Genomic DNA, 21,998 nt, shown 5'->3' with positions numbered 1-21,998 from the left:
TGATTCAATAATGTAAGAATCTGGAGGGATGAACATGAAAAAGTATGATGATATTCTGATCGGATCAGGACCAGCTGCCTATAAAATGGCTAATCTTTTGGCTAAAACCGACCGTAAAGTATTGGCAATCGAGGGCTTCGAATATGGGGGCACTTGTCCTAATTATGGATGCGAGCCAAAAATTTTTCTGGAGGGAGCAGTCCGGACTGTCCTCCAATCTCAGCAACTTCTTGGCCGGGGCATTAGTCAACCAGCAAAATTAGATTGGGAAGCATTAATGCAGACTAAGCTTAAGCGATTTGATCCATGGCCAGGCGAAACTCGCGATATTATTAAGAAAAGTCACGATGTTGAAGATGGTTACGCAAGTTTCGTTGATAACCATACTATTACTGTAAACGGTCACCAATACCAGGCCGATCATATTATCATTGCGACGGGGCAAACACCAAATATTCTGGATATTTCGGGTAAAGAGTATCTTCATACCAGTTATGACCTTCTCTCGTTAAAAGAACTTCCACAACGGATTACGATAATCGGTGCTGGCTTTGTGGGATTAGAGTTAGCAACCCTTGTAGCAGCTGCTGGCGCTGAAGTAACAATCGTTGTTCATTCTGACCGCGTCCTTCGTGAATTTACCAAGGCGGAAGATGAAGCGCTAGTTAATGCGATGAAGCAACGGGGAATAAAATTTAGCTTTAATACTGATACGCAAAAAGTAAGTCAAGGTAAAGACGGCTTGCTCGTTACAACTGATCATGGTGAAGTACAGGCTGACTATGTGCTTGATGCAACCGGGCGTCATCCAAATATCGAAAAATTAGCGCTTGAAAATACTGATATTGAATATGATCGTCATGGTATTAATGTCGATGGTCACTTGATGACAACGGTTGATGGTGTGTACGCAATTGGGGATGTTGTTAATCGTCAACAGCCTAAACTAACACCGGTTGCTGAATTTGAGGGTCAATATCTTTTTGACTATTTAACAGGTCAAACGGATCAAAATATTGTTTATCCGACAATTGGTCAAACAGCTTTTACTTTTCCTGAAGTAGCTCGCGCCGGTGTTAATCCGGATGATGTCGCTGGTGACTCACAATATCAAGTTAAGACAGTTTCACTAAAATATGGTAGCCTTTACGCAGGCCAAAACGATCAAATCAGTACCCTTACCTTAGTCTTTAAGGATCAGCAATTGGTCGGGGCAAGTGAAATTGGCGATTATGCAGCTGATGATGTTAATAACTTTTTGCCAATTATTGGTTTGAAGATTAATGGGGATGAGTATCGCCGAAAAGTGATGGCGATTTATCCAACATTAGGTGATAAGGTTGCTGGATTGTTGCCTTAGGATTTTTTCTTAACGTCCTTAAAGCAACTTGATACAATATCTAAAAATTAAATAACCTAAGTTCAGAGGGTTTGTAAAAATTACAAGCTGGATAAGAGCGTTGTTACGGCAGCGGGCTTCTTATCCAGCTTTTTGTTTTTTAGGAGGAAAATTATGAAATTTATTGTTGCACCAGAAATCTTTGAGAAGTTACCAAACATGTATGTTGGCATTGTGGTTGCACATGGTATTGATAATCGTCAAAAGTATTCAGAAATTGATCGATTACTAGAAAAGTATGAACAGCTTGCTCAGCAAAATTTTGCAGGGGTTAATGTTAAAGAACGACCAGAAATTATTCCTTATAGGGAGGCATTTCGGTAACTAGGAATCAATCCTAATAAATACCTGTGCTCTGTTGAGGCACTATTTAAACGATTATCAAAAAGAAAGGAGCTTCCTCATATTAATCCTTTAGTTGATCTTAACAATGCGGTTTCTTTTAAATATACTTTGCCGATGGATACCCATAATTTGGATAATGCTTCAACTGATATTATGATGCGATTAGCTTAGCCAGAAACCGATGAATTTATTCTGCTGGGGAAGGCAAAGATGACGTTGAAATTCCTGATGAAGGTGAAGTCGTATACGCAGTTGGCAATGAAATACGGACAAGACGGTGGACTTGGCGACAAAGCGATAAGGGAAAAATTACCCCGGATACGACCAGTGTCTTTTTCAAAATTGATGGTTTTGTCGATATAAATAAAGATGCTGTTGACCGGGCAGTTGCTGACTTATCTGCTCAACTAGAAGAACTTTTTAACGTAAAGGTTCAGAGTGGAATTGTTGATCAAGCACATCAAAGTTTCACATGGGGATAGGAAACTCATTATTTCCTCCTAAATATGGTGAAAATTAAAAAGTAAGATATAGTACAATACAAATATAATCTTAAAAGTTAGGGTATTATCAATGACTATATTTGTAATTTTATTAATCTATAAATTCATTAAAGGAACATTTGAATATGAAAAGGTAACACGATTTGAGCTAATAATTATCCCGGTGTATTCCGCAATTATGATGGTCTTGAGTTTAAAAAACGTCAGATCTTTAACGGCAGCTGGACTTACAATTATTCTTCTAATCTTAGGAGCTTCAATTGGCTTTCTACAGGCAAGCAAAACACAGATTAAAGACACCAATAAACTAGATTCCCATCAGCGGCCAATTTTGAAGGTTAAAAGAAATTGGCCTTATCTTGTTGGCTGGATAGTTTCATTTGCAATTGGCATCAGTGTTGAAGTATTTTATGGCGTGCATATTAATGCTACGGAAATATCACATGAACTGTTTGAAGAGGTTCTTAAAGACTTATTCACAATCGCATTTTTCCGTAGTCACAACGCCTGGTTCATCTGGGTGTTAAATGTCGCAACTAGTTTTACTTATGGTGCTTGCTTAATGGTTCGCTATCCCAAGATTAGAGAAGCAGTACGGCGAAAGAAATCAAGTGACTAATACAAGATCTTATTAAAGTAAACCTAGATATGCTAAACTTTAGTAAGAGGATGTAATTTAGGAGGAATCATCTAATGGATTTACAAGATGCAATTAATCAACGCCATTCAATTCGTCAATTTACAGACAAACCAGTTGAAAAGAAGATGATTACTAAAATTGTTGAATTAGCTCAACGTGCTCCATCATGGGTAAACTCTCAACCTTGGCAAGTATATTGTGCGATGGGTGATACATTACAAGAAATTAAGAATGCTTATCGTGATCAAGATATTGCAGGTAATCAAGGAAATTCAGATTTGCCAGTGATGAGCCGTGAAGATTGGGCACCGCAAACCCAAGATAATATGAAGCAATGGCGACATGGGATTGTTCATCATTTTGCTAATTTTGATGAGGCACATGAAAAGATGACAAATGCCAGCAATACTTTATATGATTCGCCAGTAATTCTTTATATTACTATTCCTAAAGCTTCACCAGATTGGTCGATTTTTGATGCGGGCTTATTTGCTGAAAACATTATGTTAGCCGCAACTGCTTATGGTTTAGGAACAATTCCAACCTATAACAGCGTTCGTTTCCCAGCTATTCTTCACCAAACTTTGAATGTGCCAGACGATGAACGGTTTATCGTTGGTATCTCGCTTGGGTATTCGGCTGATACGACAATTAATAGCTACCATTCAGAGCGTCGTCCTGTAAATGAAATTTTACATTTTAACTAAAGATACGGTTAGGTAATTATTTTCTGGGAAATATTATTGATAAATTAACAGGTTATAGTGGTAACTTGGAACAAAAAAGACAGTTCAATGTACAGAATCTTTGTGCATTGAACTGTCTGTCTTTTTATTCTTTCCATTTAATTGAAAAGTCATTCAATTTGCTTTTATCCTTGAAATATTTTTTGACTTTTGGTACAACCTCTTTCCCATAAATTTCAATTGCTTTTAATACATCTTTATGGGGCATTGAGGCAATTGGCAAGTGAAGGTAGAAACGCTTCAAGCCAAGCAATTCCATCATTTTAATAATCTTGTCAGCAACCGTATCGGCATCCCCGACAAAAATAACACCATTTTCGCCAATGCTTTCAAGGTATTGTTCATATGTCATGCCAGTCCATTGAGGCCGCTCTTTACTAATCGTATCAACAAGCAATTTAGTTGGGTAGAAGTATTCTTTGATTGCCTTTTCCTTGTCATCGCTTAGCCATCCCCACGAGTGGGCAGAAACAGGCATCTCACTTAATTTGTGACCTGTTTTTTCAGCCACAACACGATAGAGCTGTACTAATGGCTTAAAGGCATCCATCTGGCCACCAATAATTGCATAAACGATTGGTAATCCCACGTACAATACCCCTTAGGGTTGACACTTTAAATAATAAAAGTGTGAATCCTAGGGGGTGTTTTGCATTGTAAGTTATTCAACTATTGAAAAGCTTAAATTACTTCATGATTATCAGAAATCGGATTATGGTTTAACGGTGTACTCCGATTACCATGGTGTCCGACCAGCAAACATGAGTAAGTGGATTAAGCAATTCCTACTCGCTGGATTGGCGGGATTAATTAGACCTAAGCATAATCAGAAGTACTCATTAGAGACTAAGTTAACTGCTGTAAAAGCTTATCTTTCTGGCAAGTATACTAATCAAGCAATTCTCCAGCAGTATCAAATTAGAAATATTTCTCAACTACATCAATGGGTTATCAGTTACAATAATGACAAACTCCGAGTTAATCAGACAACGAGAAAGCGAGTCAGAAAAATGGGACGAAAAGTAACCTTTGATGAAAAGAGGCAGATTGTCCGATGGACAATTGAACATAACAATAACTATAAAGCGGCTGCAGAGAAGTATGATATTAGTTACCAACGAGTTTATTCTTGGGTACGGAAGTACCGAGTAAATAGCGACTGGGAAGTACTAAAAGATAACCGTGGGCGTAATAAAGGAAAAGAGCCCACTAATGAACTAGAAAGACTAAGGAAACGAGTTCGTGAGCTAGAAGCTCGTGACCGTGAACGGGAGCTGCAAATCGCTTTTGCAAAAAAATTAGTCGAAATACGCAATCGGGAGGTGAAACGACCGGACGATATCAAGCGATTCAAGAAATGAACAATGAAGGTTATTCTATTAGTGAATTGACCAAGGTCGCTGGAATTACTAGACAGGCTTACTACAAATGGCTGAAACATGAACCGACTAAATATGAGATTGAAGAATCGGAGATTCTCCAATTGATTAAACAGTTAGAAAATGAACACAAGCAAAGCGTTGGCTATGACAAAATGACTAGGTTAATCAAGTTAAGTCATCAGATTCCTTATACCGTCAATAAGAAACGAGTCATTCGCATTATGAAAGACCATAGTATCAAAGCTGACTATCGTCAGCCAACCCATAAACGTATTCAAGCCCAGCAAACTTATGAAGCTGAAAATATTCTTAACCGACAATTTGACCAAACCGCAGCTAACCAAGTTTGGGTTACGGATACGACGGAACTAAATTACGGAATCCGGCTTAATAAAGTTCGTCTACATGTAGTATTAGATTTATATGGTCAATATCCAGTAAGCTGGTTAATTACACCTACAGAAACCGCTGAAGGAGTAGTTCAAGTGTTCGAGCAAGCACGGATGAAGGAAGGAACACTAGCTCCGTTAATTCATACTGATCGTGGTGCGGCGTATACTTCCAAAGCATTTAATCAGTATTTAGTAGTTAATGATGCCCAACACAGTTATTCAGCACCAGGGACACCGGCTGACAATGCCGTAATAGAAAATTGGTGGGCAGATTTTAAGGCTATTTGGATCGCACACCTGCCTAAAGCACAAACATTATTAGAACTAGAAGGACAAGTTAGAGAAGGAATTACCTATTTCACTGAAAAATTTATCTCAGCGAAGAGAAATGACCTTACCGCAGCGGAATACCGTTTTGGCAAGGCCAACTAATTTTTATTATTTAATGTGTAAACTTGACAGGGCACAGTACCCCATTTCAGCCGCTCTAATGGTCGAGTTAGGATTGCCACCAGTAGCTAGCGATATTTTCAATGGCTTCTTTGGCCGAGGATAGATTCCAATATGATCAACTTTTGGCGTAAACTTTCCTTTTGGCCAATCAAGAATTTCGTTCCGGTTAATTTCAACTAGCATCTCCAATTTTTCTTTAAATAGTTCATCATAATTATCAAGATCATAACCAAATAAGTCAAAAGCTTCAGTAAATGATCCGCGGCCAGCCATAATTTCAATTCTTCCAGGAGCCATTGCATCAATTGTGGCATATTGTTCAAAAACTCGAATTGGATCAATCGTTGGTAAATTAGTAGTGGCACTTGAAAGATGAATTTGTTTTGTTTTTGCGGCCGCCATCGCTATAATGATTTCAGGTGCCGAAACTGCAAAGTCTTTACGGTGGTGTTCACCGATAGCATATGCATCAATTCCTACTTTGTCGGCCAATTCTACTTCTTCAATAAGATTTCTAATCCGTTCATCATGGCTAATTGCCTTACCTGTTTTTTCGAGTGGGGTCGTTTCACCAAATGTTGAGATTCCTAATTCGACATTCATAATTAGTTGCTCCTTCCTTTTGGTTATTTTTTATAAGTATATAACATCATAAATATTTTTATTTAACAATACCACGTGTATAGGTGTTGATCACGTAAGTGGCATATTAAATCTGGGATTGATTAATGGTTGGTAAATAAAAATGATCCCTTGCTTTCAGTATTGATGACGGCAAGGGATTTTTAACTTCACTTATAAATAATTAGTTTTTTCCTACAAAATTCAAATTTATTCGTTACAATAACTGGTATGGCAAAGAGAAAGAAAAAACAAAATTTAATATATCTATCACTTATTATAATCGTCGCGGCAATAATTGGTGGGAGTTGGTTTTATTCTCATCATACGCGGGAGGTTAGTAATTCATATGCTGTTAGTGAAACGGCTACGTTAAGCAGTGGTGCAAGAGTATATAATTCACTTTCAGCAATTCAACGTGCCAACCTGCCTAATCAAGCCTTAGTTAAGGTCAATCGCTACTATCTGACTTCTAATGATAACGATGATACTTACGCACGGATTAACTATAATGGAAAAAATTATTTTGTTCGGGTCGCCGATATTGAGTTGAAAATGAACAACGAAATCAATAGTTATCTTACTCAATCTGGCCTTCCACACGCTAAAATTACTAAACAAATTTCAAGTATATTTGAACAACGCGGGTATAGTACTTCATCTGGAAATCCTCGTGGGGTCGTAATTCACGATACTGGGAATGAAAATTCAACGATTAGTAGTGAAGTATCTTACATGAAGCAAAATTATAGTTCAACTAGAGTGTTTGTTCATACATTTATTGATAATCAACAAATTATTAATATTGCCGATACAAAATATATGGCAGAAGGAGCGGGGCCATATGCTAATCCATACTTTGTCCAGTTTGAAATGCCTCATGAATATACCGCAGCATCTTTTGCAAACCAGCTTGGCAACGCTGCTTATTATACAGCCTATATCTTAAAACAGAATAATTTGCCCGTGACGAAGGGAACCAAAGATGGTGGGGGAACTGTTTGGACCCATGCAATGATTTCAAGCTATCTTGGTGGGACTGATCACGAAGACCCGATTTCTTATTGGTCGACAGCGGCTCGTAAGCTATTTGGAACAACTTATAACATTAATAACTTTGTTGAATTGGTCCAGGCTTATTACAATCAAATGTGAGGGAAAACTACTTTTTGATTTGCTGATTAATTGAGCGAATCTCCTTTTTTATCGAATACCAATTAAGGCTCCAAATTATGGCATAAATTACAATAAAGATAAGCGTGAAGATAGCAAAATTAAGCCAAGTCAGCGGGAACCAACCGCATAGGATTGCTAATGGCGCAAAGCCAGCATAATAAGCGCAAAAATTAATGATCGTTTTCTTTAGCAGTGACCAATTTTTAAGTTCAAAAATTAAACTACCAAACCCAAAAACACAGCCAATTAACATCCATAAAACAACAGAAACAGTTACGCTGTTAAGGGGATGAGCGAATTGGTTAACAAAATTAGGGGATGATGGGTAGTAGATGGTACTGCCATTAAGATAATTGAAAACTAAAGAGATTGCTAGACCAATTAGAACACCAATCGCTGAGAAACCAATCGTATATTTGACATATTTTTTCATAGTCCTAACCTCGCTTTCAAATTTTTGATTTTTCGTCGCGAAATCTGAATATGGCTACCATTCGTTAAAATTGCATCTATCAAGCCATTATCTAATAACTCAAGGTGATCAAGGTAATGATAATTAAAAATAGTGCTGCCAGATGCTTCAATAAAGTCATTCGGAAGATTGCTTTTGAAGTGGGATAACCGTTCACGATAAAAATAGGTGTGATCTTTTGTTGAAATTTTAGTACCGGTCTTAGCGACAGTTAGTTCAAAGATATCCGAGAATTTAATGGGGATAATTTGATCTGCGTCATAACACCATAATACTGGTTCGGTACTTGTGAAACTTTTTAAGAGGTTGCTAATTTGGGGATTCATTTCACGGACAAATAAATCGAGATGTTCCTCTTCAATATTAGGGTCAATATGACAGTTTACTTTCATAGTTCCCACTTCCTTTCTAATCTAAGTATATTATATTTGTTACCGCTTATATTGTATATGTAATAAGTGGTCAGAAATTTGCAGCAAATGGTAAAATTCCTTAAATTATTGGTCGTTAGTTTTTATAAACGCCGTTTGTAAAATTAAGTTAGAAAAATAGAAAAGCCATTTGTGGTAGACTTTTGAATACCCCTAAACAAAAGAAAGGAAACCACAAATGACTTACACCCATCTTACCACAAACGAGCTGACAATCATCGCCCATTCTTTCGTGCAAAAGCTTAAAGCGTACCGAGTGGCCCAAATGATCAAACGTTGCGCCGAAACCGTTTATCGCGTTTATCGTTACCTGGAAACCGGTGCCTCAATTGCTGATTATCAAGATCACTATATGCGCAATAAGCAACGTTGTGGCCGAAAACGTACTCAGTTGTCACTGGCTGAACTCACTTATATCAACGACAAAATTGCCCAGGGGTGGACGCCTGATACCATTATTGGGCGCGCTGAGCGCCCAATTAGTTGTAACCGGCGAACTCTTTACCGGATGTTTGAACGTGGCCAGTTCGGCTTCGATGTCCGTTCCTTGCCGATGCGAGGTAAGCGGCACCCGAATGGCTATGTCGAGCGCCGTGGGAAGGCTGGCCAATTGGGGCGAAGTATTCACGAGCGTGCCAAGGACTTTCCGCACTATGCCACTGAATTTGGGCACCTTGAAGCTGATACCGTCCAAGGCAAAAAGCACCAAGGGGCGGTAATGACCCTGACCGAACGCCAATCGAAGGTCGAAATTGTACTCAATGTGCACGAAAAGACGGCTGATGCGATTAACCAACACTTAAGTCAGTGGCTTCGGAAATTCCCGCGGCACTTCTTCAAATCGATTACCTTTGACAACGGAAAAGAATTCGCCGGCTGGCGCGAGATTGCCAATCAATTTGACCTTCACACTTACTTTGCCGAGGTTGGTGCTCCCAATCAACGAGGGCTGAACGAAAACAACAACGGTCTTTTACGCCGGGATGGCTTAACGAAACAGTTAGATTTCCGCAATCTTCCTGATGAATTGGTAACCCAACTGATGAGTAAGCAAAATAACCTGCCCCGTAAATCACTAGGCTATCGAACTCCATATGAAGTATTCATGTCTTACGTCACTGATGAGCAACTATTTTCTTTCTAACTTAAATTGACATTTCGGGAAAGAAAATTCCTTTGTCTTATTAAAGGTGTAATAGTGGAGAGTTATTAAAATCTATCTTATATTTATATTAGGAGGGATGTTTAATGACTCTCTTAATACTTTTTTGTCTATTGATTTTATATAATTTCATTAAAGGAACATTTCAATTTGAATCTGTGACTAAGACTAGTTTTATTATTATTCCGCTTTATGCATTAGTCATGACCATTATTTCGATCTTTACGGAGCAACAAGAATGGCATTTGTTAGTTACAATTGTTCTAATTTTAATTGGCATTATGCTTGGCTGGTTTCAAACCTTTAGCGTTCGCATTGTAAAGACAGTGAAAAAAGATAAATATGGTAATCATATATTTAAATATCGGCGTGGTTGGGCCTATTTATACGGATTTGCCCTTGTATTTATGGTTGAAGTTACAACAGATCACCTCTTAGGGTTAAGAATGACGTTTAAAGGACTATTGTTTGAATTATTAGATGAAGTTTTACGAGAACGTTTTAAGTTTTTGCCAGATAATGGGTGGGTAATTTGGCTATTGCTCACAGTTACAACTAGTACATATACATTAATTCTGATTCGTCACTATCCGTGTATTAAAGAGGCATTAGTGTGGAAAAAATATGCTAAGAAAAAACGAGGCTGAGAAAAAAACTTTTGTTTTTTCATCAGCCTCGTTTTTTATATGAATATTGTTACGATATCGTGGAAATTAACTACAAGGCTAAGTCCGAACAATAATCAGCCCGTGCCGTGCTAATCACCGTTCTATCCTTAGCCCACCGCCTTGTCGAGGAAGTTAATTCCCACTCACATTTTTGTTATCTAATAAAGGTATGTTTTAGGCTTTTAAGTAATCCATAAATTGTTAATAATGTGAAGAAAATAGCAGACGAGAATAACGCTCCTCTTGCCGTATGATCGATAAGGGCAATTACCAGTGGTGAAATGGTACAGCCAATATCCATCATGATTAAGACAATGGTCGTCGAGAAGTTAACGGCATTTTTAGCGCTAACGTTATCAATCCATTTAAAAATAAAGGGCATCACAAGACCAAAACCACTTCCGAGAATAATACACCCGGTTACTAATATCCAGAAATGGTGAGCGGTACTAATCAAGAAGAAGCCGCCAGCATTAAATGCTAAACAAAGTGGAAATACAAATTGATGAAGCCGTTGTTCAAGCCAATTTGGTGACCATTTCCTGTTGAGAAAAGGACTAATTAATAATCCAAAAATCATACCAAGGTTTGGAATAGTAGCGAGCAATTCAATATTTACATGACTAATTGTAGGAAATGCGTGCATCATTAAAGGAAGTGCTGGCGAAATTACTGCCGACATCATTATAAATAATGAAATTGCTAAGAGTGATAGTTTATAGGGTAAGTGGTGAATATTTGTATTTGATTTCATGATTTAATGTTTTTATCTTTCATTACTTGATCCAAAAATGTCTAAGAAACTAATAAAGAGATTAATAAAATCAAGGTAAAGCTGTAATGCACCAAGGACAGCTAGCCCATTGGATGATACTTGACCATTACACTCGGTATAGATATTTTTCATTCGTTGTGCATCCCAAGCTGTTAATGCCGTAAAAATGATTACCGCAACAATTGAAAGCAGATAATTAATTATTGGACTTTGCACAAAAAAGTTAACCAGCATGGCGATAATCAAGCCAATTAAGGCTGCACTGGCATAAGAACCAAGTCGCGTAAAATCACGGTGAGAAAAAGTACCAATAATCGCCATTGTTAAGAATACACCCGCTGAGGAAACGAAGGCTGTTGCAATATCAGTACCAGCATAAGCGCCTACGATAAAAGCAAAGGTAATTCCGTAGACGATCGCTGTTAAAATTAATAGGAACAGACAAAGACCAGGACTACGAGTAGCATTAAAATTAATCCCAAACGTTAGGATAATTGGCAAGAGGATAATTAACCACATTCCCCAGCGGTTATTGACCATAAAAGCAGTAAATTGCTGAGCGAAAACAGTCATTACGAGCCAAGCGGTTAAGGCAGAAAGCAATACTACCAGGGTCATTAAACCATACATTTTTGTTAAAAACTTATTTAAGTCGGTAATATCAACAACGTTTCGACGATTAGGTGAAAAATTATCCATTATTGAACGCTCCCTTCACAAATAAATCCTTACCTTTATTATATTCCATAAATTTAATAATAAAATTGTTTTGCGGGGAAATTATGCTAACTTACTAGTTTTTGTATAATATATAAAATTATAGGAGGGATAAATTATGCAATGGTTTGATAAACAATTTACTGAACTAACAGTTAATGAACTTTTTGCCATTCTTAAGTTACGAGCACAAGTTTTTAATGGAGAACAACAGAGTTCCTATCCTGATCCGGATGATAGTGACCCACTTGCGCACCATGTTTTTGCGACTACTAATGGTGAAGTAGTTGCTTATGCACGTTATTTTATTCAGAATGATGTTGTAACTTTTGGTCGCGTAGTTGTGGCTCCACAAGCACGCGGGATTGGTTTAGGTGGAAAGATTATTGAACATTTATTAAGTGGAATCAAAGTGAATTTACCCAACTTTAAGATAACTATTCATGCCCAAGCCTATGTTGAGGACTTTTACAAAAAATATGGTTTTGAATCTGTGGGTGACTATTTTATGGAGGCCGAGCGCGAGCATGTTACGATGGTTCATGAACCGTTAAATGATATTTATGACAAATAACATGATAAAAGCAAATCAAATTGGTTCCGTTAATTATATAAGAACCTTGAAACAAAGCGGTCTTAACGCTCATGAACAGCTTGATTTAATTATTAATCACCATTTACAAGCTTATATTGATAACTATGGATTTCTTCAATTTTCACCAACTGTATATCAATTTTCACCTCAGTTAGCCCCTACCAGTTTTTTCTATCCTTATTTTCGTGATCTAGTTGTGACGGCTTATTCAGGGAAGAAAGGGCTAAAAGCAGATTTGTTAGGACGCAAAATTCATTTATTTCGCAGTTATCTTGATCGGCAAAACATCACTTTTATTCGCCAATATCAGCGTCCCTCTCTTTCACCAGAAGCGACAGATTTTCAACGATTGCTTTCCTATGCCCACGATAATCACTTTAAATTAGACTTTAAAACTGGTGCTAATTACCATAATCGTTATCATCATAAATTTGCTTACCCCTCTAATATGAAGGTTCAATTAGTTCGTAATTCGTATCGTCGGTATGCTAATCCAGCCCGAATGATTGAATTTATTGTTGATATCGAAACAGGAAAGTTTGTTAGTCAATGGAATATTTATCGCTTTGATAACCAAGGAAGAGTTGATTCAGACCCCACGCATTATTCGACCAATCAATTACGGCAAATCGCTGATACAGAATCTTTTAACTATGGAATTCCCTATGGAGAGTATTATGTAACTGGTAAATATCGTCACACTCATCAACGTCTTGATATTACTCAACCGACCGATAGTCAGCTTCGAAGGGTCGCTAAAAAATATTGGCAGGCACCTATTGATTATGATGATGGCGGTAATTATGCTGACTTAGTAAGAAATATGCAGGATGTTATAGCATGGCGGGGTGTTCCGGATTCGCAAAGAATAAAGGTTTATGCTGATTATGTCAATTCATTAAAGGAACATCAGTGTAAAAATAGCGGAATTAATCATTTCTTTGCTAAGAATAAAGCATATCAGCAATTTTGTGTTCCTTGGTGGCGGAGATTGATATAATTAAGGACAGAAAGCGTTAATCTATTTTGAAGTGATTATCCAGTAAAATAATTAAGTTATTATTGTCTATTATGTTTCAAAAGTGTTATGGTTGAATTTGAATAAAATTAAAATGATTGATTGGAGGGATTCTTGGATGGGAACCGATTATGATCAACTTAAAGCAGCTTTAAAAGAACCGTCATTAAATGCCAAACTTTTTTCTTCACAGTTTGGTTTAGAGGCAAAGAAGCACCGAATTTTGACCAATGGGCGGGCAAGTCGTTATCCATATCCTGAAAATCTGCGTTCACGGCAATATAATATTTATTTGAACTCAGGCTATACGGATGACATGATGGACTTTGAAACGGGTCCAGTTGTTGGGGCTAAGAATGCAGTCCGGCAACTAAAAATGTTAGAGCAGATTGTTATCTCACATTTACGGAGTGATGAACGATTATGGCCGTTAAGTATGGCGCCAGGACCGACTTATCAACATGACCTTGAATATTTACAAACTGCATTTACTAAGAAATGGGACCAAGAGACTCATGATTATCTAGGGAAGAAATATGGTATTGTTCAAGAAATTTTAGGGGATGTCCATGTTAATTTTAGTTTGGATGGTGAATTAATCAACGAGATTTATCATCGCTTTTATGCGGACCGGTATCCAAACCGCATTGATTTTCAAAATCATCTTTACTTTAAATTAGCGCAAAAATTCTACCTTTATCAATGGTTATTTACGTACTTATATGGAGCAAGTCCGGTTTCTGAAGATATGCCACATAGTATTCCAGAGGATTTGGAGTTGCCAGTTCGGAGTTTGCGTTGTAGTGATTATGGGGATGATAACTTTACCAATGAGCAAGTTACCTATACTTCATACGACCAGCATTTTGCAGAACTAAAGCATTTCATAGACAATGGCACTTATTATAGTATGAAGGAATTCTTTGGCCCAGTACGACTACGGCGGCATAACCATGATATGCATGATATTGATGGGGCCTTACATAAGGGAATTGATTATCTTGAATTTCGTAATTTTGACCTTGACCCGTTGTCGCAAACAGGAATTAGTGACGATACGATTAACTTCCTTGAATTAATGCTTTTAAATAGTATTCTTTCACCATTACCTGATAATTTGGAGGAACGATTAGCGGAAGCAAAAAAGCGGAATAATGAAGTGGCCTTACAAAAACCAAAGGAACAATTACCGTGGATGCATGAAGAAGCAATGCAATTAATCGCAGAGTTGCAAAACTTTATTGTTGAGTTTAATGCTCCGCGAGAATACCAGCTTGCTTTGAAGTTCGTACAACGACGAGTGGATGATCCTTCGCTAACCCTTAGTGGTCAGTTAGCAGATCAACTTGAAAATGGTGATTTATTATCATTTGGGTTAAAAATTGCCAATGATCGTTACACGAAAAATATTAATTTCCAACATCCGCTGCAAGCAATCAGCGATGTTTACTCAGATGATGTTCAGCAATTGGTTAAAGCTGCCATTGAGTTAGGTGTCCAAATAGACTTGCAACCAACGCAAGTAGTATTACATGTAGGAGATCATCAAGAAAGTTATAATGCTCAAGCAACTTTTGATTTCTCAAAGGGTGCCCGTGATGTAATTCTTAGTGATTTTCCAGAAGTTCAGGATTTTCAGGAAAAGTAAAAAAAGAGACTGAGGAGATTATTTTCTAGTCTCTATCTTTTTAAAGTAGGGTAATAACCTTGTTTTCACTTTCGTTATTTCCCGGGAAATAGAAAGAAGCGCTATAAATGAGAAAGATTGGAATTATTGGTCTCGGTCATGTGGGTGAAATGTTAGCCAACCAATTAGTAATGAATGGAAAAGTTGATGAATTAGTTTTGATTGATGAAAAAGATCAACTAGCTATTGCGATTCAGGCCGATTTAAATGATGCGCAAACGGTTTTAGCGACTCACACAAAAATAAATATTCAAGATTACACTGCCTTAGCCGATGCGGATGTTCTTATTACCGCCTTTGGAAAGAGTGCTTTGATGAAGCAACAACCAATGGCTGAGCTTGAGACTAGCTATCAGCAGGCCTTACAAGTTGGTAATAAGATTTTTAAGAGTGATTTTAGTGGGATCTTAATTAACCTTACTAATCCTAATGAGGCAATTACTGCGGTTCTCCAGCAAAAAGTTGGCTTGCCGCAAAAGCAAGTAATTGGGATTGGCACGGTTGTTGAAACTGCGCGCCTTTATCAGGCAATTGCAGAAGCCGCAAAGGTAGCTGCTGCCAATGTAACCGGCTTTGTCTATGGTCAGCACGATGGGCACCAGGTATTTGCTTGGTCAACTGTTCGTGTGAATGGCCAACCCTTAACTGCGGCAATCAATGGTCATCACTTAGATCAAAGTCAGCTTAAAATTAAGGCAAACCTTAGTAATTGGTACACTCTCGATGGATTAGGGTATAATGTTAGTGCTGTTACTGCTTGGACTCTCCGAATTATTACGGCAATTTTTGCGGATGAACAATTAGCATTGCCGGTTGCAATTTATCAGCCGCAGTATTCAACCTACATCAGTTTTCCAGCGCTAATTGGCCGACAAGGAATTGGCAACCTCCTCCTCTTAAAACTTTACCCATTGGAAGAAGAGGAGATTAAGAGTGCAGCAGCAACAATTAAGCATCAATTAGATTCTCTAAAAAATATTAAAGGGGAGTAGTTGTATGATTAAACGAATTGCAGTTTATTGTGGTGCGCGTGACGGGAATGATCCAGCATTTAATTATGAAGCACAACGGTTTGGTGAATGGCTGGTCCAACACGATATTGAATTAGTTTATGGTGCTGGTGCGTTTGGCTTGATGGGAACTCTTGCTCGGACAGTCTTAAAAAATGGCGGCGTTGTTCACGGGGTAATAACTACTGAACTGGCTGATCGTGGAGCCATTTATAACGAATTAAAAGATGTAAGAATTGTCCCTAATATGGATATTCGCAAGCAAACGATGATGGATCTTGCGGATGGGTTATTAGCTTTCCCCGGCGGCTTTGGGACATTAGAGGAAATTACCGAAGCCGCCTCATGGACAACAGTTGGGGATAATCATAAGCCAGTTGCTTTTTACAACTTTAATGGCTTTTATGATTCATTAAATGATCTATTTAAGCAAATGAATAAGGCGGGCTTTGTGGAAGATCCTTATTTGAATAGTATCTGTTTTAGTGACCAGTTTGATCAGATTTTGGCATTTATGCAAAACTATAGGGCACCAGCACATCGTCAGTACACTCAAAAATAATTTAAAAATAAAAAACGCTGTCTTGCAGCGCCAACATTATTTTAATGGTTGAATAGTATAAACTTGGTCATCAGCTTCATCAGTTAATGAAACTGGCCGTTGTTCATTTGCCCGGATAGTAATGTGATAACCAAACCGATCAAGGAAAACTAACTTATCAGGTTTGATTTGTTGAACCGTTGCCGGAATGATTTGGTTATCGATACCGAGCTTTAATTCAGGAGAGATGGTTATTTTATGAGAGCGATCTCGTTCTTTATCATAATATTGCCATGTACCCGCATAAAAGATGGGTAACGAGATCGTATTATTGCTTTTCTTCGCACGACTGAACCCTAAAGTACTGGTGAGTCCAGCCATTAGTCCCGCGCCGAAAAGTAACATTCCTTTTTTTCTCATATTTTATCAGTCTCCTCAATTAAGTGATAAGTCATTCTATAACATAACTAATTATACACACATTTCTATTATCAGAAGATTTCATTTCTGTTAAAAACGCGCAATAATTGTTAAAATTAAATGTAAGCAAAGAAATATTTGAAAAGGAAGAGTTGATTTTATGCTAAAACTTGGTGTTATTGGAACAAATATTATTACTGATCAGATGCTAGATGCGGCCAAGACAACAGGGAAATATGAATTGACAGCTGTCTATTCTCGGACATTAGAACATGCTGAGAAGTTTGGCAAGCCATATGGGGCAACTGAATTTTACGATGACATTGATAAGTTCTTTGAAGAGGGCGACTTTGATGTTGTTTATATTGCTTCACCAAATAGTTTGCACTACCAACAAGCACGGAAAGCAATTGAAAATGATAAATTTATCATTGTTGAAAAGCCAGCCTTCGTAAATCCAAGTGAATACAGTGCAATTGAATCATTATTAGCAGCCCACCCTAAGGCTCGTTTGGTTGAAGCAGCTCGTCATATCCATACCAAGATTTATCAAGCGGCCTTGAAGAAAGTTGATGAGATGAAAGAACATTACGTTCAAGGAGCAACCATCACTGTAATGAAGTACTCATCGCGTTTTGATAAAGTTCTTAATGGCAGTGAACCATATCCAAATATTTTTACCCTTAAGTATGCTGGGGGAGCTTTAATGGACCTCGGTGTATATGCTGTATATGGGGCCGTTACTATTTACGGTGAACCAGAATCTGTAGTTTATTTCCCAACTCTCACTAAAACCGGGGTTGATGGTAAAGGGGTTGCAATTCTTAACTATGACAAATTTACTGTCACTCTCAACTTTGGTAAGACAGCTAACTCTCACCTTTATTCTGAAGTTTACGGTTTGAAGGATACTTTAGTCTTTGATAGTATTTTTGATACGCGAAAGGTTACTTATTATGATGCTGACCAAAATGCGCACCCAATCGAAGCGCCCGTTGAAGAAAATTCAATGACTGATGAAATGAATGATTTTGCAGACCTCTTTAACAATCCTGATGATGAAGAGGAAATGAAGAAGTACAAGCATTGGTTAGAATTATCTAAGACGGTCAACTCAATTATGTACTCCCTTCGTCAATCTGCTCAACTAGTTTTCCCATCGGATAACGATCAAGAATAGGATGATTTAATTTGATCGAACAATTTCAAAAACACTTTGATGAAAAATACAAGCAGCTTACAGCAATCCAAAAAGCAGTCGCGCCAGTATTAAAGACTGACCAATCTGTCCTTGGAATAGCACCGACTGGCTCTGGAAAGACTCTAGCTTTTACGTTGCCACTCTTGCCTAAGATTATGCCAGGCGAGGGAACTCAATTATTGGTTCTCGCACCTTCCCAGGAATTGGCAATTCAAACAACAAAGGTAATCCGTGAATGGGCAACCTTAATTGGTGTTAGCGTTCAATCACTGACAGGAGGGGCAAATTTACGACGACAAGTTATGAATTTGCACCAACATCCTGATGTCGTAGTGGGAACACCTGGACGGGTACTCCATATGCTTGATAACCATCACTTAAAGCTCGGCCATCTAATGACAATGGTTATTGATGAAGCCGATGATATGCTTCAAGACGATACTTTAGCTGTCGTAGAAGATATTGAGCGTGCAACCCCGTTATCTACTCAATTAGCATTCTTTTCCGCTACAAAATCTCCTGTTCTGGATGAATTGAACGTGATGTTTGGCCGCGATATTGAAACTATTGATGTTCGTGATGAGGATACTTCTCAGGGACCAGTAGAACACGGTTACCTAAGTGCACGAACCAATGCACAAAAAACAGCAACTTTACGCCGGTTGACGAGTATTAAAGATTTTCGGGCGCTTGTCTTCTTCAACAGTACCCGTACTCTTAACTATGCTGCCAGTCGGTTGCGACACGAACATGTTCCGGTCGATACCTTGGGTGGTAGGCAGAAACAAGTACAACGTGAAAAAGCAATGCGGATGTTTCGAAAGCGGCAAATCAAGTTGTTGTTGACGACGGATTTGGCAGCCCGGGGCATTGATATTCCTAAATTGCCTGCCGTTATTAACTTTGACTTGCCAACATCGCTCAATACTTATATTCATCGGGTTGGCCGTACTGGGCGACAAGGAGAACCAGGATTAGCACTTAGTTTAGGTGATGATCATGATATTCGTGACCTTAAGAAGCTACTTGCTGATAGTGACTATGAACTAACTAAGCTCTACATTAGTGATAATAAATTAACTAACCAGAAACCAGAAGAGGGTCAACGGGTGGTTTCAATCAAAAAGCAGGCTAGTCGTCACTTGCAAAAAGAACAATTAAGTGGGGAAACCCATAAAAAGATGAATCAAACCCTCAGTGGATTCTCTAAGCCAAAGAAACGGCGGAAGAAAAAGAATCGCAAAAATAAAGGAATTCGTTTGAAGCATCGTCGTAAAAATAACGAAAACTAAAAAAGAATAATTACCGTCTTTACGAAATCCTTCGTAAATGCGATAATATTCTTTAGTTTGGTCCTATAGTATAACTGGATAGTACATCCGCCTCCTAAGCGGTCGATTCCGGTTCAAATCCGGATGGGACCATTTGATAATGCACTGTCGACGTGATTGCTTTGTTTAGTGATTACGTCTTTTTTATTAAAAGCTGAAGGGAGAGTCATTAATGCAGCCACCATATAAGATTATGTTTTTGTTTGGTACACGGGCTGAGGTTTTGAAGTTGGCGCCGATCATTAGATTGATGCATCAAAATCCTGCGACCTGGCAACCGGTTCTTGTTGCAACGGGAAATTCACAATTATTAAACGATACGTTGGCATATTTGAATTTCCAAATTGATTTCAGTGTTGATTCATCGAACGTAACAAGCACAAATGAAGTTGAACTATTGAGCCAACTGTTGCATAACTTAAATAATGTGATTAATGCTGGACAACCAGATATGATCCTTGTCGCTGGTGATGCTACCACAAGTTTGGCTGCCAGTTTGATTAGTTTTTATCATCATATTTCACTTGGCCATGTCGAAGCTGGGTTGCGGACTTATGAACGGTATTCGCCATTCCCTGATGAAATGCATCGTCGTCTTACAGACAATTTAGCAGACCTTTATTTTGCGCCAACGACAAGTGCCCGCGATAATTTATTGCAAGAGCACCATCCGGCAAAACGAATCTATGTTACTGGAAACACTTCAATTGATAGAGTAAAGCATAATTTACAAGAAGATTTTACGAATCCTTTACTGCAGTCCATCCCAGCAGACAATCGGATTTTATTAATGACAATGCGGCGCAAAGATAACCTTGGTGCCCCCATGAAGCGTGTTTTCCATACAATGCGTGATATTGTGGAAACTAATAGCAATCTTGACCTGATATTTCCTGTTTATCCTCATCCAGAAGAAGAATCACTGGCTAATGATGTTTTAGGAGACCATGACCGAATTCATCTTATTGCACCATTAAATCACCATGATTTCTTAAATATTGCCGCCCGGAGTTCGATTCTGTTAACTGATTCAGGCGGTTTGCAAGAAGAAGCTCCGGCATTGCATCGGCCCCTCTTGCTTTTACGGGATGAAACAGAACGGCAAGAAGCGGTCAGCCTGGGGGGCGTAAAAATTGTTGGGACTGATCCGACAACGATTCAACAAGCAGTTTTTGAATTGTTAAATGATGAAAAGAAGTATCGGCAGATGGAACAGGCGGAAGTACCATTTGGGGATGGACAGGCGAGCAAAAAAATTCTTGAAATTGTTGAAAAATACTTATCACAACAATAAACAGGCCGGCAAAACGAGATTTTTACCGACCTGTTTATTTTATTTATCTGCAATATCACGGTTATCTTTGAAAATTAACCACTTTGAGAAAATGTAATTAGCAATTACCACAATGACATTATCAATAAATTTAACGATAAATTGTTGGAGAGGATCATTGAATCCTAATAAAGAAACCCCAACATACATAATAATTATATCTAATACAAGTGTGAGGCCTCGGTAGAAATAGAACCGAAGAAACTCAACAATAAAGTCACTAACGGTAGTGTAATGTGATCCGAATACCCAGACTTTATTAGTGAAGTAAGCTACTAAAACCGATAAAAACCAGGCAATAACATTAGCTACTTGATAATTCCAATGAATCCCAGAACTCAAAATCTGGAACACTGCTAAGTTAACCACCGTTGTGACAACGCCCCAGAAAAGGTAGGCGATGATTGACTTATATTTTGCCCACAGATCCTTAATCATTCAGTTTAGCCGCCTTTTCTACTAATTGCTTAGCGAAGGAATCGAGCTTTTGAATGTCTTCTTCATCTGGTGCGAGGTTGATTTTAACATTTTCAGCGCCCTTAGTTGCTCCCGTTTTGGCAAGAGCATCCCCAAATTTATCAACGGCGACACAGAAGTCATCCCCATAGAAAGTATCACCAGAGCCGGCAACCCCGTAAACTTTGCCTGCTAGTTGTTCTTCTTGCAAGTCTTCATAAAAGTCAATTCCTTCTTCTGGAAGAGCTCCCTCATCATAAGTATAAGGACAGATCACACAAATATCAGCTTCTTCAAAGTCAGCTGGATCAGCCATTGTCATTTCAACTTCATCGACTTCTACTCCTAAATCTTCAAGAGCGTCAGTAATGATATCCGCAACGTCTTCATTATTACCTGTAATGGTTGCGTATACTACAAGTGCTTTTGCCATTTTATAACCTCCATTAAATCTATAACGTTCATATAGTATAGCACGGTTTGCGATATCAGGGCAGACAAGTGGTATACTATTTATGTTAGAT

General features: G+C 38.2%; 25 protein-coding genes, 1 tRNA gene and 2 pseudogenes. 19 read left to right on the top strand and 9 right to left on the bottom strand.

Annotation, left to right across the window (positions count from 1 at the left end; translation table 11 throughout):
• Window positions 1-28 precede the first annotated feature (28 nt).
• The 5 genes from SH603_RS08545 to SH603_RS08525 all read left to right on the top strand — a co-directional run bounded on the left by SH603_RS08545 (window position 29) and on the right by SH603_RS08525 (window position 3,594).
• Window positions 29-1,360, top strand: coding sequence for a dihydrolipoyl dehydrogenase family protein (locus SH603_RS08545; protein ID WP_169473600.1), 1,332 nt, complete (start codon window positions 29-31; stop codon window positions 1,358-1,360).
• 153 nt (window positions 1,361-1,513) lie between these two features.
• A complete protein-coding gene (locus SH603_RS08540) occupies window positions 1,514-1,723 on the top strand; it encodes a hypothetical protein (protein WP_225436850.1) in 210 nt (69 codons plus the stop codon).
• A gap of 6 nt (window positions 1,724-1,729) precedes the next feature.
• Complete coding sequence (locus tag SH603_RS08535) at window positions 1,730-1,915, top strand: phenylalanine--tRNA ligase beta subunit-related protein (protein ID WP_321534229.1); 186 nt, start codon at window positions 1,730-1,732, stop codon at window positions 1,913-1,915.
• Between the two features lie 402 nt (window positions 1,916-2,317).
• Complete coding sequence (locus SH603_RS08530; RefSeq protein ID WP_321533829.1) at window positions 2,318-2,866, top strand: hydrophobic protein; 549 nt, start codon at window positions 2,318-2,320, stop codon at window positions 2,864-2,866.
• 74 nt (window positions 2,867-2,940) lie between these two features.
• The gene (locus SH603_RS08525; RefSeq protein WP_169471361.1) at window positions 2,941-3,594 is read left to right on the top strand and encodes a nitroreductase; all 654 of its coding nucleotides are present in this window, start codon (window positions 2,941-2,943) and stop codon (window positions 3,592-3,594) included.
• A gap of 124 nt (window positions 3,595-3,718) precedes the next feature.
• Here the strand turns inward: SH603_RS08525 and SH603_RS08520 are convergent.
• Window positions 3,719-4,222: pseudogene (locus tag SH603_RS08520) on the bottom strand (LLM class flavin-dependent oxidoreductase); the annotation flags it as partial.
• Between the two features lie 172 nt (window positions 4,223-4,394).
• Between SH603_RS08520 and SH603_RS08515 the strand changes: the two are divergent.
• Both SH603_RS08515 and SH603_RS08510 read left to right on the top strand, forming a co-directional pair.
• Window positions 4,395-4,994, top strand: a complete 600-nt coding sequence (locus tag SH603_RS08515; protein ID WP_010011392.1) for a helix-turn-helix domain-containing protein — start codon at window positions 4,395-4,397, stop codon at window positions 4,992-4,994.
• On the top strand, window positions 4,931-5,839 hold the full coding sequence (locus SH603_RS08510; RefSeq protein ID WP_321534221.1) for an IS3 family transposase: 909 nt from the start codon (window positions 4,931-4,933) through the stop codon (window positions 5,837-5,839). The genes SH603_RS08515 and SH603_RS08510 overlap by 64 nt, the downstream gene beginning before the upstream one ends.
• 39 nt (window positions 5,840-5,878) lie before the next feature.
• Here SH603_RS08510 and SH603_RS08505 read toward each other — a convergent pair.
• Window positions 5,879-6,463: pseudogene (locus SH603_RS08505) on the bottom strand (LLM class flavin-dependent oxidoreductase); the annotation flags it as partial.
• Between the two features lie 249 nt (window positions 6,464-6,712).
• Between SH603_RS08505 and SH603_RS08500 the strand changes: the two are divergent.
• Window positions 6,713-7,636 (top strand): peptidoglycan recognition family protein, encoded by a 924-nt coding sequence (locus tag SH603_RS08500; RefSeq protein WP_169471359.1) that lies wholly within the window; start codon window positions 6,713-6,715, stop codon window positions 7,634-7,636.
• Window positions 7,637-7,643: 7 nt separating this feature from the next.
• Here SH603_RS08500 and SH603_RS08495 read toward each other — a convergent pair whose 3' ends face one another.
• On the bottom strand, window positions 7,644-8,090 hold the full coding sequence (locus tag SH603_RS08495) for a DUF3021 domain-containing protein (RefSeq protein ID WP_065533214.1): 447 nt from the start codon (window positions 8,088-8,090) through the stop codon (window positions 7,644-7,646).
• Window positions 8,087-8,521, bottom strand: a complete 435-nt coding sequence (locus SH603_RS08490; protein ID WP_042746131.1) for a LytTR family DNA-binding domain-containing protein — start codon at window positions 8,519-8,521, stop codon at window positions 8,087-8,089. Before SH603_RS08490 ends, SH603_RS08495 begins: the two co-directional genes overlap by 4 nt.
• 217 nt (window positions 8,522-8,738) lie before the next feature.
• On the opposite strand from SH603_RS08490, the gene SH603_RS08485 reads away from it, so the two are divergent.
• Together SH603_RS08485 and SH603_RS08480 are read left to right on the top strand one after the other, a co-directional pair.
• Complete coding sequence (locus SH603_RS08485; protein ID WP_321533828.1) at window positions 8,739-9,704, top strand: IS30 family transposase; 966 nt, start codon at window positions 8,739-8,741, stop codon at window positions 9,702-9,704.
• A gap of 104 nt (window positions 9,705-9,808) precedes the next feature.
• Window positions 9,809-10,369 carry a hydrophobic protein gene (locus SH603_RS08480; protein WP_169470985.1) on the top strand — a complete coding sequence of 187 codons (561 nt, stop codon included), beginning with the start codon at window positions 9,809-9,811 and terminating at the stop codon, window positions 10,367-10,369.
• A 175-nt stretch (window positions 10,370-10,544) separates the two neighbouring features.
• On the opposite strand, the gene SH603_RS08475 is transcribed toward SH603_RS08480, so the two are convergent.
• On the bottom strand, window positions 10,545-11,144 hold the full coding sequence (locus SH603_RS08475) for a hypothetical protein (protein ID WP_321533827.1): 600 nt from the start codon (window positions 11,142-11,144) through the stop codon (window positions 10,545-10,547).
• A 12-nt stretch (window positions 11,145-11,156) separates the two neighbouring features.
• Window positions 11,157-11,864 (bottom strand): Bax inhibitor-1 family protein, encoded by a 708-nt coding sequence (locus SH603_RS08470; protein WP_169477941.1) that lies wholly within the window; start codon window positions 11,862-11,864, stop codon window positions 11,157-11,159.
• 136 nt (window positions 11,865-12,000) lie between these two features.
• Between SH603_RS08470 and SH603_RS08465 the strand changes: the two genes are divergently transcribed.
• The 5 genes from SH603_RS08465 to SH603_RS08445 all read left to right on the top strand — a co-directional run bounded on the left by SH603_RS08465 (window position 12,001) and on the right by SH603_RS08445 (window position 16,754).
• The gene (locus SH603_RS08465) at window positions 12,001-12,456 is read left to right on the top strand and encodes a GNAT family N-acetyltransferase (protein WP_321533826.1); all 456 of its coding nucleotides are present in this window, start codon (window positions 12,001-12,003) and stop codon (window positions 12,454-12,456) included.
• Window positions 12,446-13,477 (top strand): DUF3114 domain-containing protein, encoded by a 1,032-nt coding sequence (locus SH603_RS08460; protein ID WP_035159832.1) that lies wholly within the window; start codon window positions 12,446-12,448, stop codon window positions 13,475-13,477. Before SH603_RS08465 ends, SH603_RS08460 begins: the two co-directional genes overlap by 11 nt.
• Window positions 13,478-13,613: 136 nt before the next feature.
• Window positions 13,614-15,143 carry a glutamate--cysteine ligase gene (locus SH603_RS08455; RefSeq protein WP_169473406.1) on the top strand — a complete coding sequence of 510 codons (1,530 nt, stop codon included), beginning with the start codon at window positions 13,614-13,616 and terminating at the stop codon, window positions 15,141-15,143.
• A gap of 107 nt (window positions 15,144-15,250) precedes the next feature.
• A complete protein-coding gene (locus SH603_RS08450; protein ID WP_169477940.1) occupies window positions 15,251-16,174 on the top strand; it encodes a lactate/malate family dehydrogenase in 924 nt (307 codons plus the stop codon).
• Window positions 16,175-16,178: 4 nt separating this feature from the next.
• Window positions 16,179-16,754, top strand: a complete 576-nt coding sequence (locus SH603_RS08445) for a TIGR00730 family Rossman fold protein (protein ID WP_113897382.1) — start codon at window positions 16,179-16,181, stop codon at window positions 16,752-16,754.
• A gap of 36 nt (window positions 16,755-16,790) precedes the next feature.
• On the opposite strand, the gene SH603_RS08440 is transcribed toward SH603_RS08445, so the two are convergent.
• A complete protein-coding gene (locus SH603_RS08440; protein WP_003670659.1) occupies window positions 16,791-17,153 on the bottom strand; it encodes a DUF4828 domain-containing protein in 363 nt (120 codons plus the stop codon).
• 160 nt (window positions 17,154-17,313) lie between these two features.
• Between SH603_RS08440 and SH603_RS08435 the strand changes: the two genes are divergently transcribed.
• The 4 genes from SH603_RS08435 (at window position 17,314) to wecB (ending at window position 20,979) form a co-directional block, all read left to right on the top strand.
• On the top strand, window positions 17,314-18,333 hold the full coding sequence (locus tag SH603_RS08435; RefSeq protein WP_153701078.1) for a Gfo/Idh/MocA family protein: 1,020 nt from the start codon (window positions 17,314-17,316) through the stop codon (window positions 18,331-18,333).
• 11 nt (window positions 18,334-18,344) lie between these two features.
• The gene (locus tag SH603_RS08430) at window positions 18,345-19,646 is read left to right on the top strand and encodes a DEAD/DEAH box helicase (protein WP_169470991.1); all 1,302 of its coding nucleotides are present in this window, start codon (window positions 18,345-18,347) and stop codon (window positions 19,644-19,646) included.
• A 59-nt stretch (window positions 19,647-19,705) separates the two neighbouring features.
• Window positions 19,706-19,778, top strand: a tRNA-Arg gene (locus tag SH603_RS08425).
• Window positions 19,779-19,857: 79 nt separating this feature from the next.
• Complete coding sequence (gene wecB / locus SH603_RS08420; protein ID WP_321533825.1) at window positions 19,858-20,979, top strand: non-hydrolyzing UDP-N-acetylglucosamine 2-epimerase; 1,122 nt, start codon at window positions 19,858-19,860, stop codon at window positions 20,977-20,979.
• 39 nt (window positions 20,980-21,018) lie between these two features.
• Here wecB and SH603_RS08415 read toward each other — a convergent pair whose 3' ends face one another.
• Window positions 21,019-21,456, bottom strand: a complete 438-nt coding sequence (locus SH603_RS08415; protein ID WP_169473564.1) for a GtrA family protein — start codon at window positions 21,454-21,456, stop codon at window positions 21,019-21,021.
• Window positions 21,449-21,907 (bottom strand): flavodoxin, encoded by a 459-nt coding sequence (locus SH603_RS08410; protein WP_169470861.1) that lies wholly within the window; start codon window positions 21,905-21,907, stop codon window positions 21,449-21,451. The genes SH603_RS08415 and SH603_RS08410 overlap by 8 nt, the downstream gene beginning before the upstream one ends.
• Window positions 21,908-21,998: the final 91 nt, after the last annotated feature.

It is taken from the genome of Limosilactobacillus reuteri, assembly GCF_034259105.1.
Taxonomy (GTDB): Bacteria; Bacillota; Bacilli; order Lactobacillales; family Lactobacillaceae; genus Limosilactobacillus; species Limosilactobacillus reuteri_G.
This window is presented reverse-complemented; position numbering and strand designations above follow the sequence as displayed.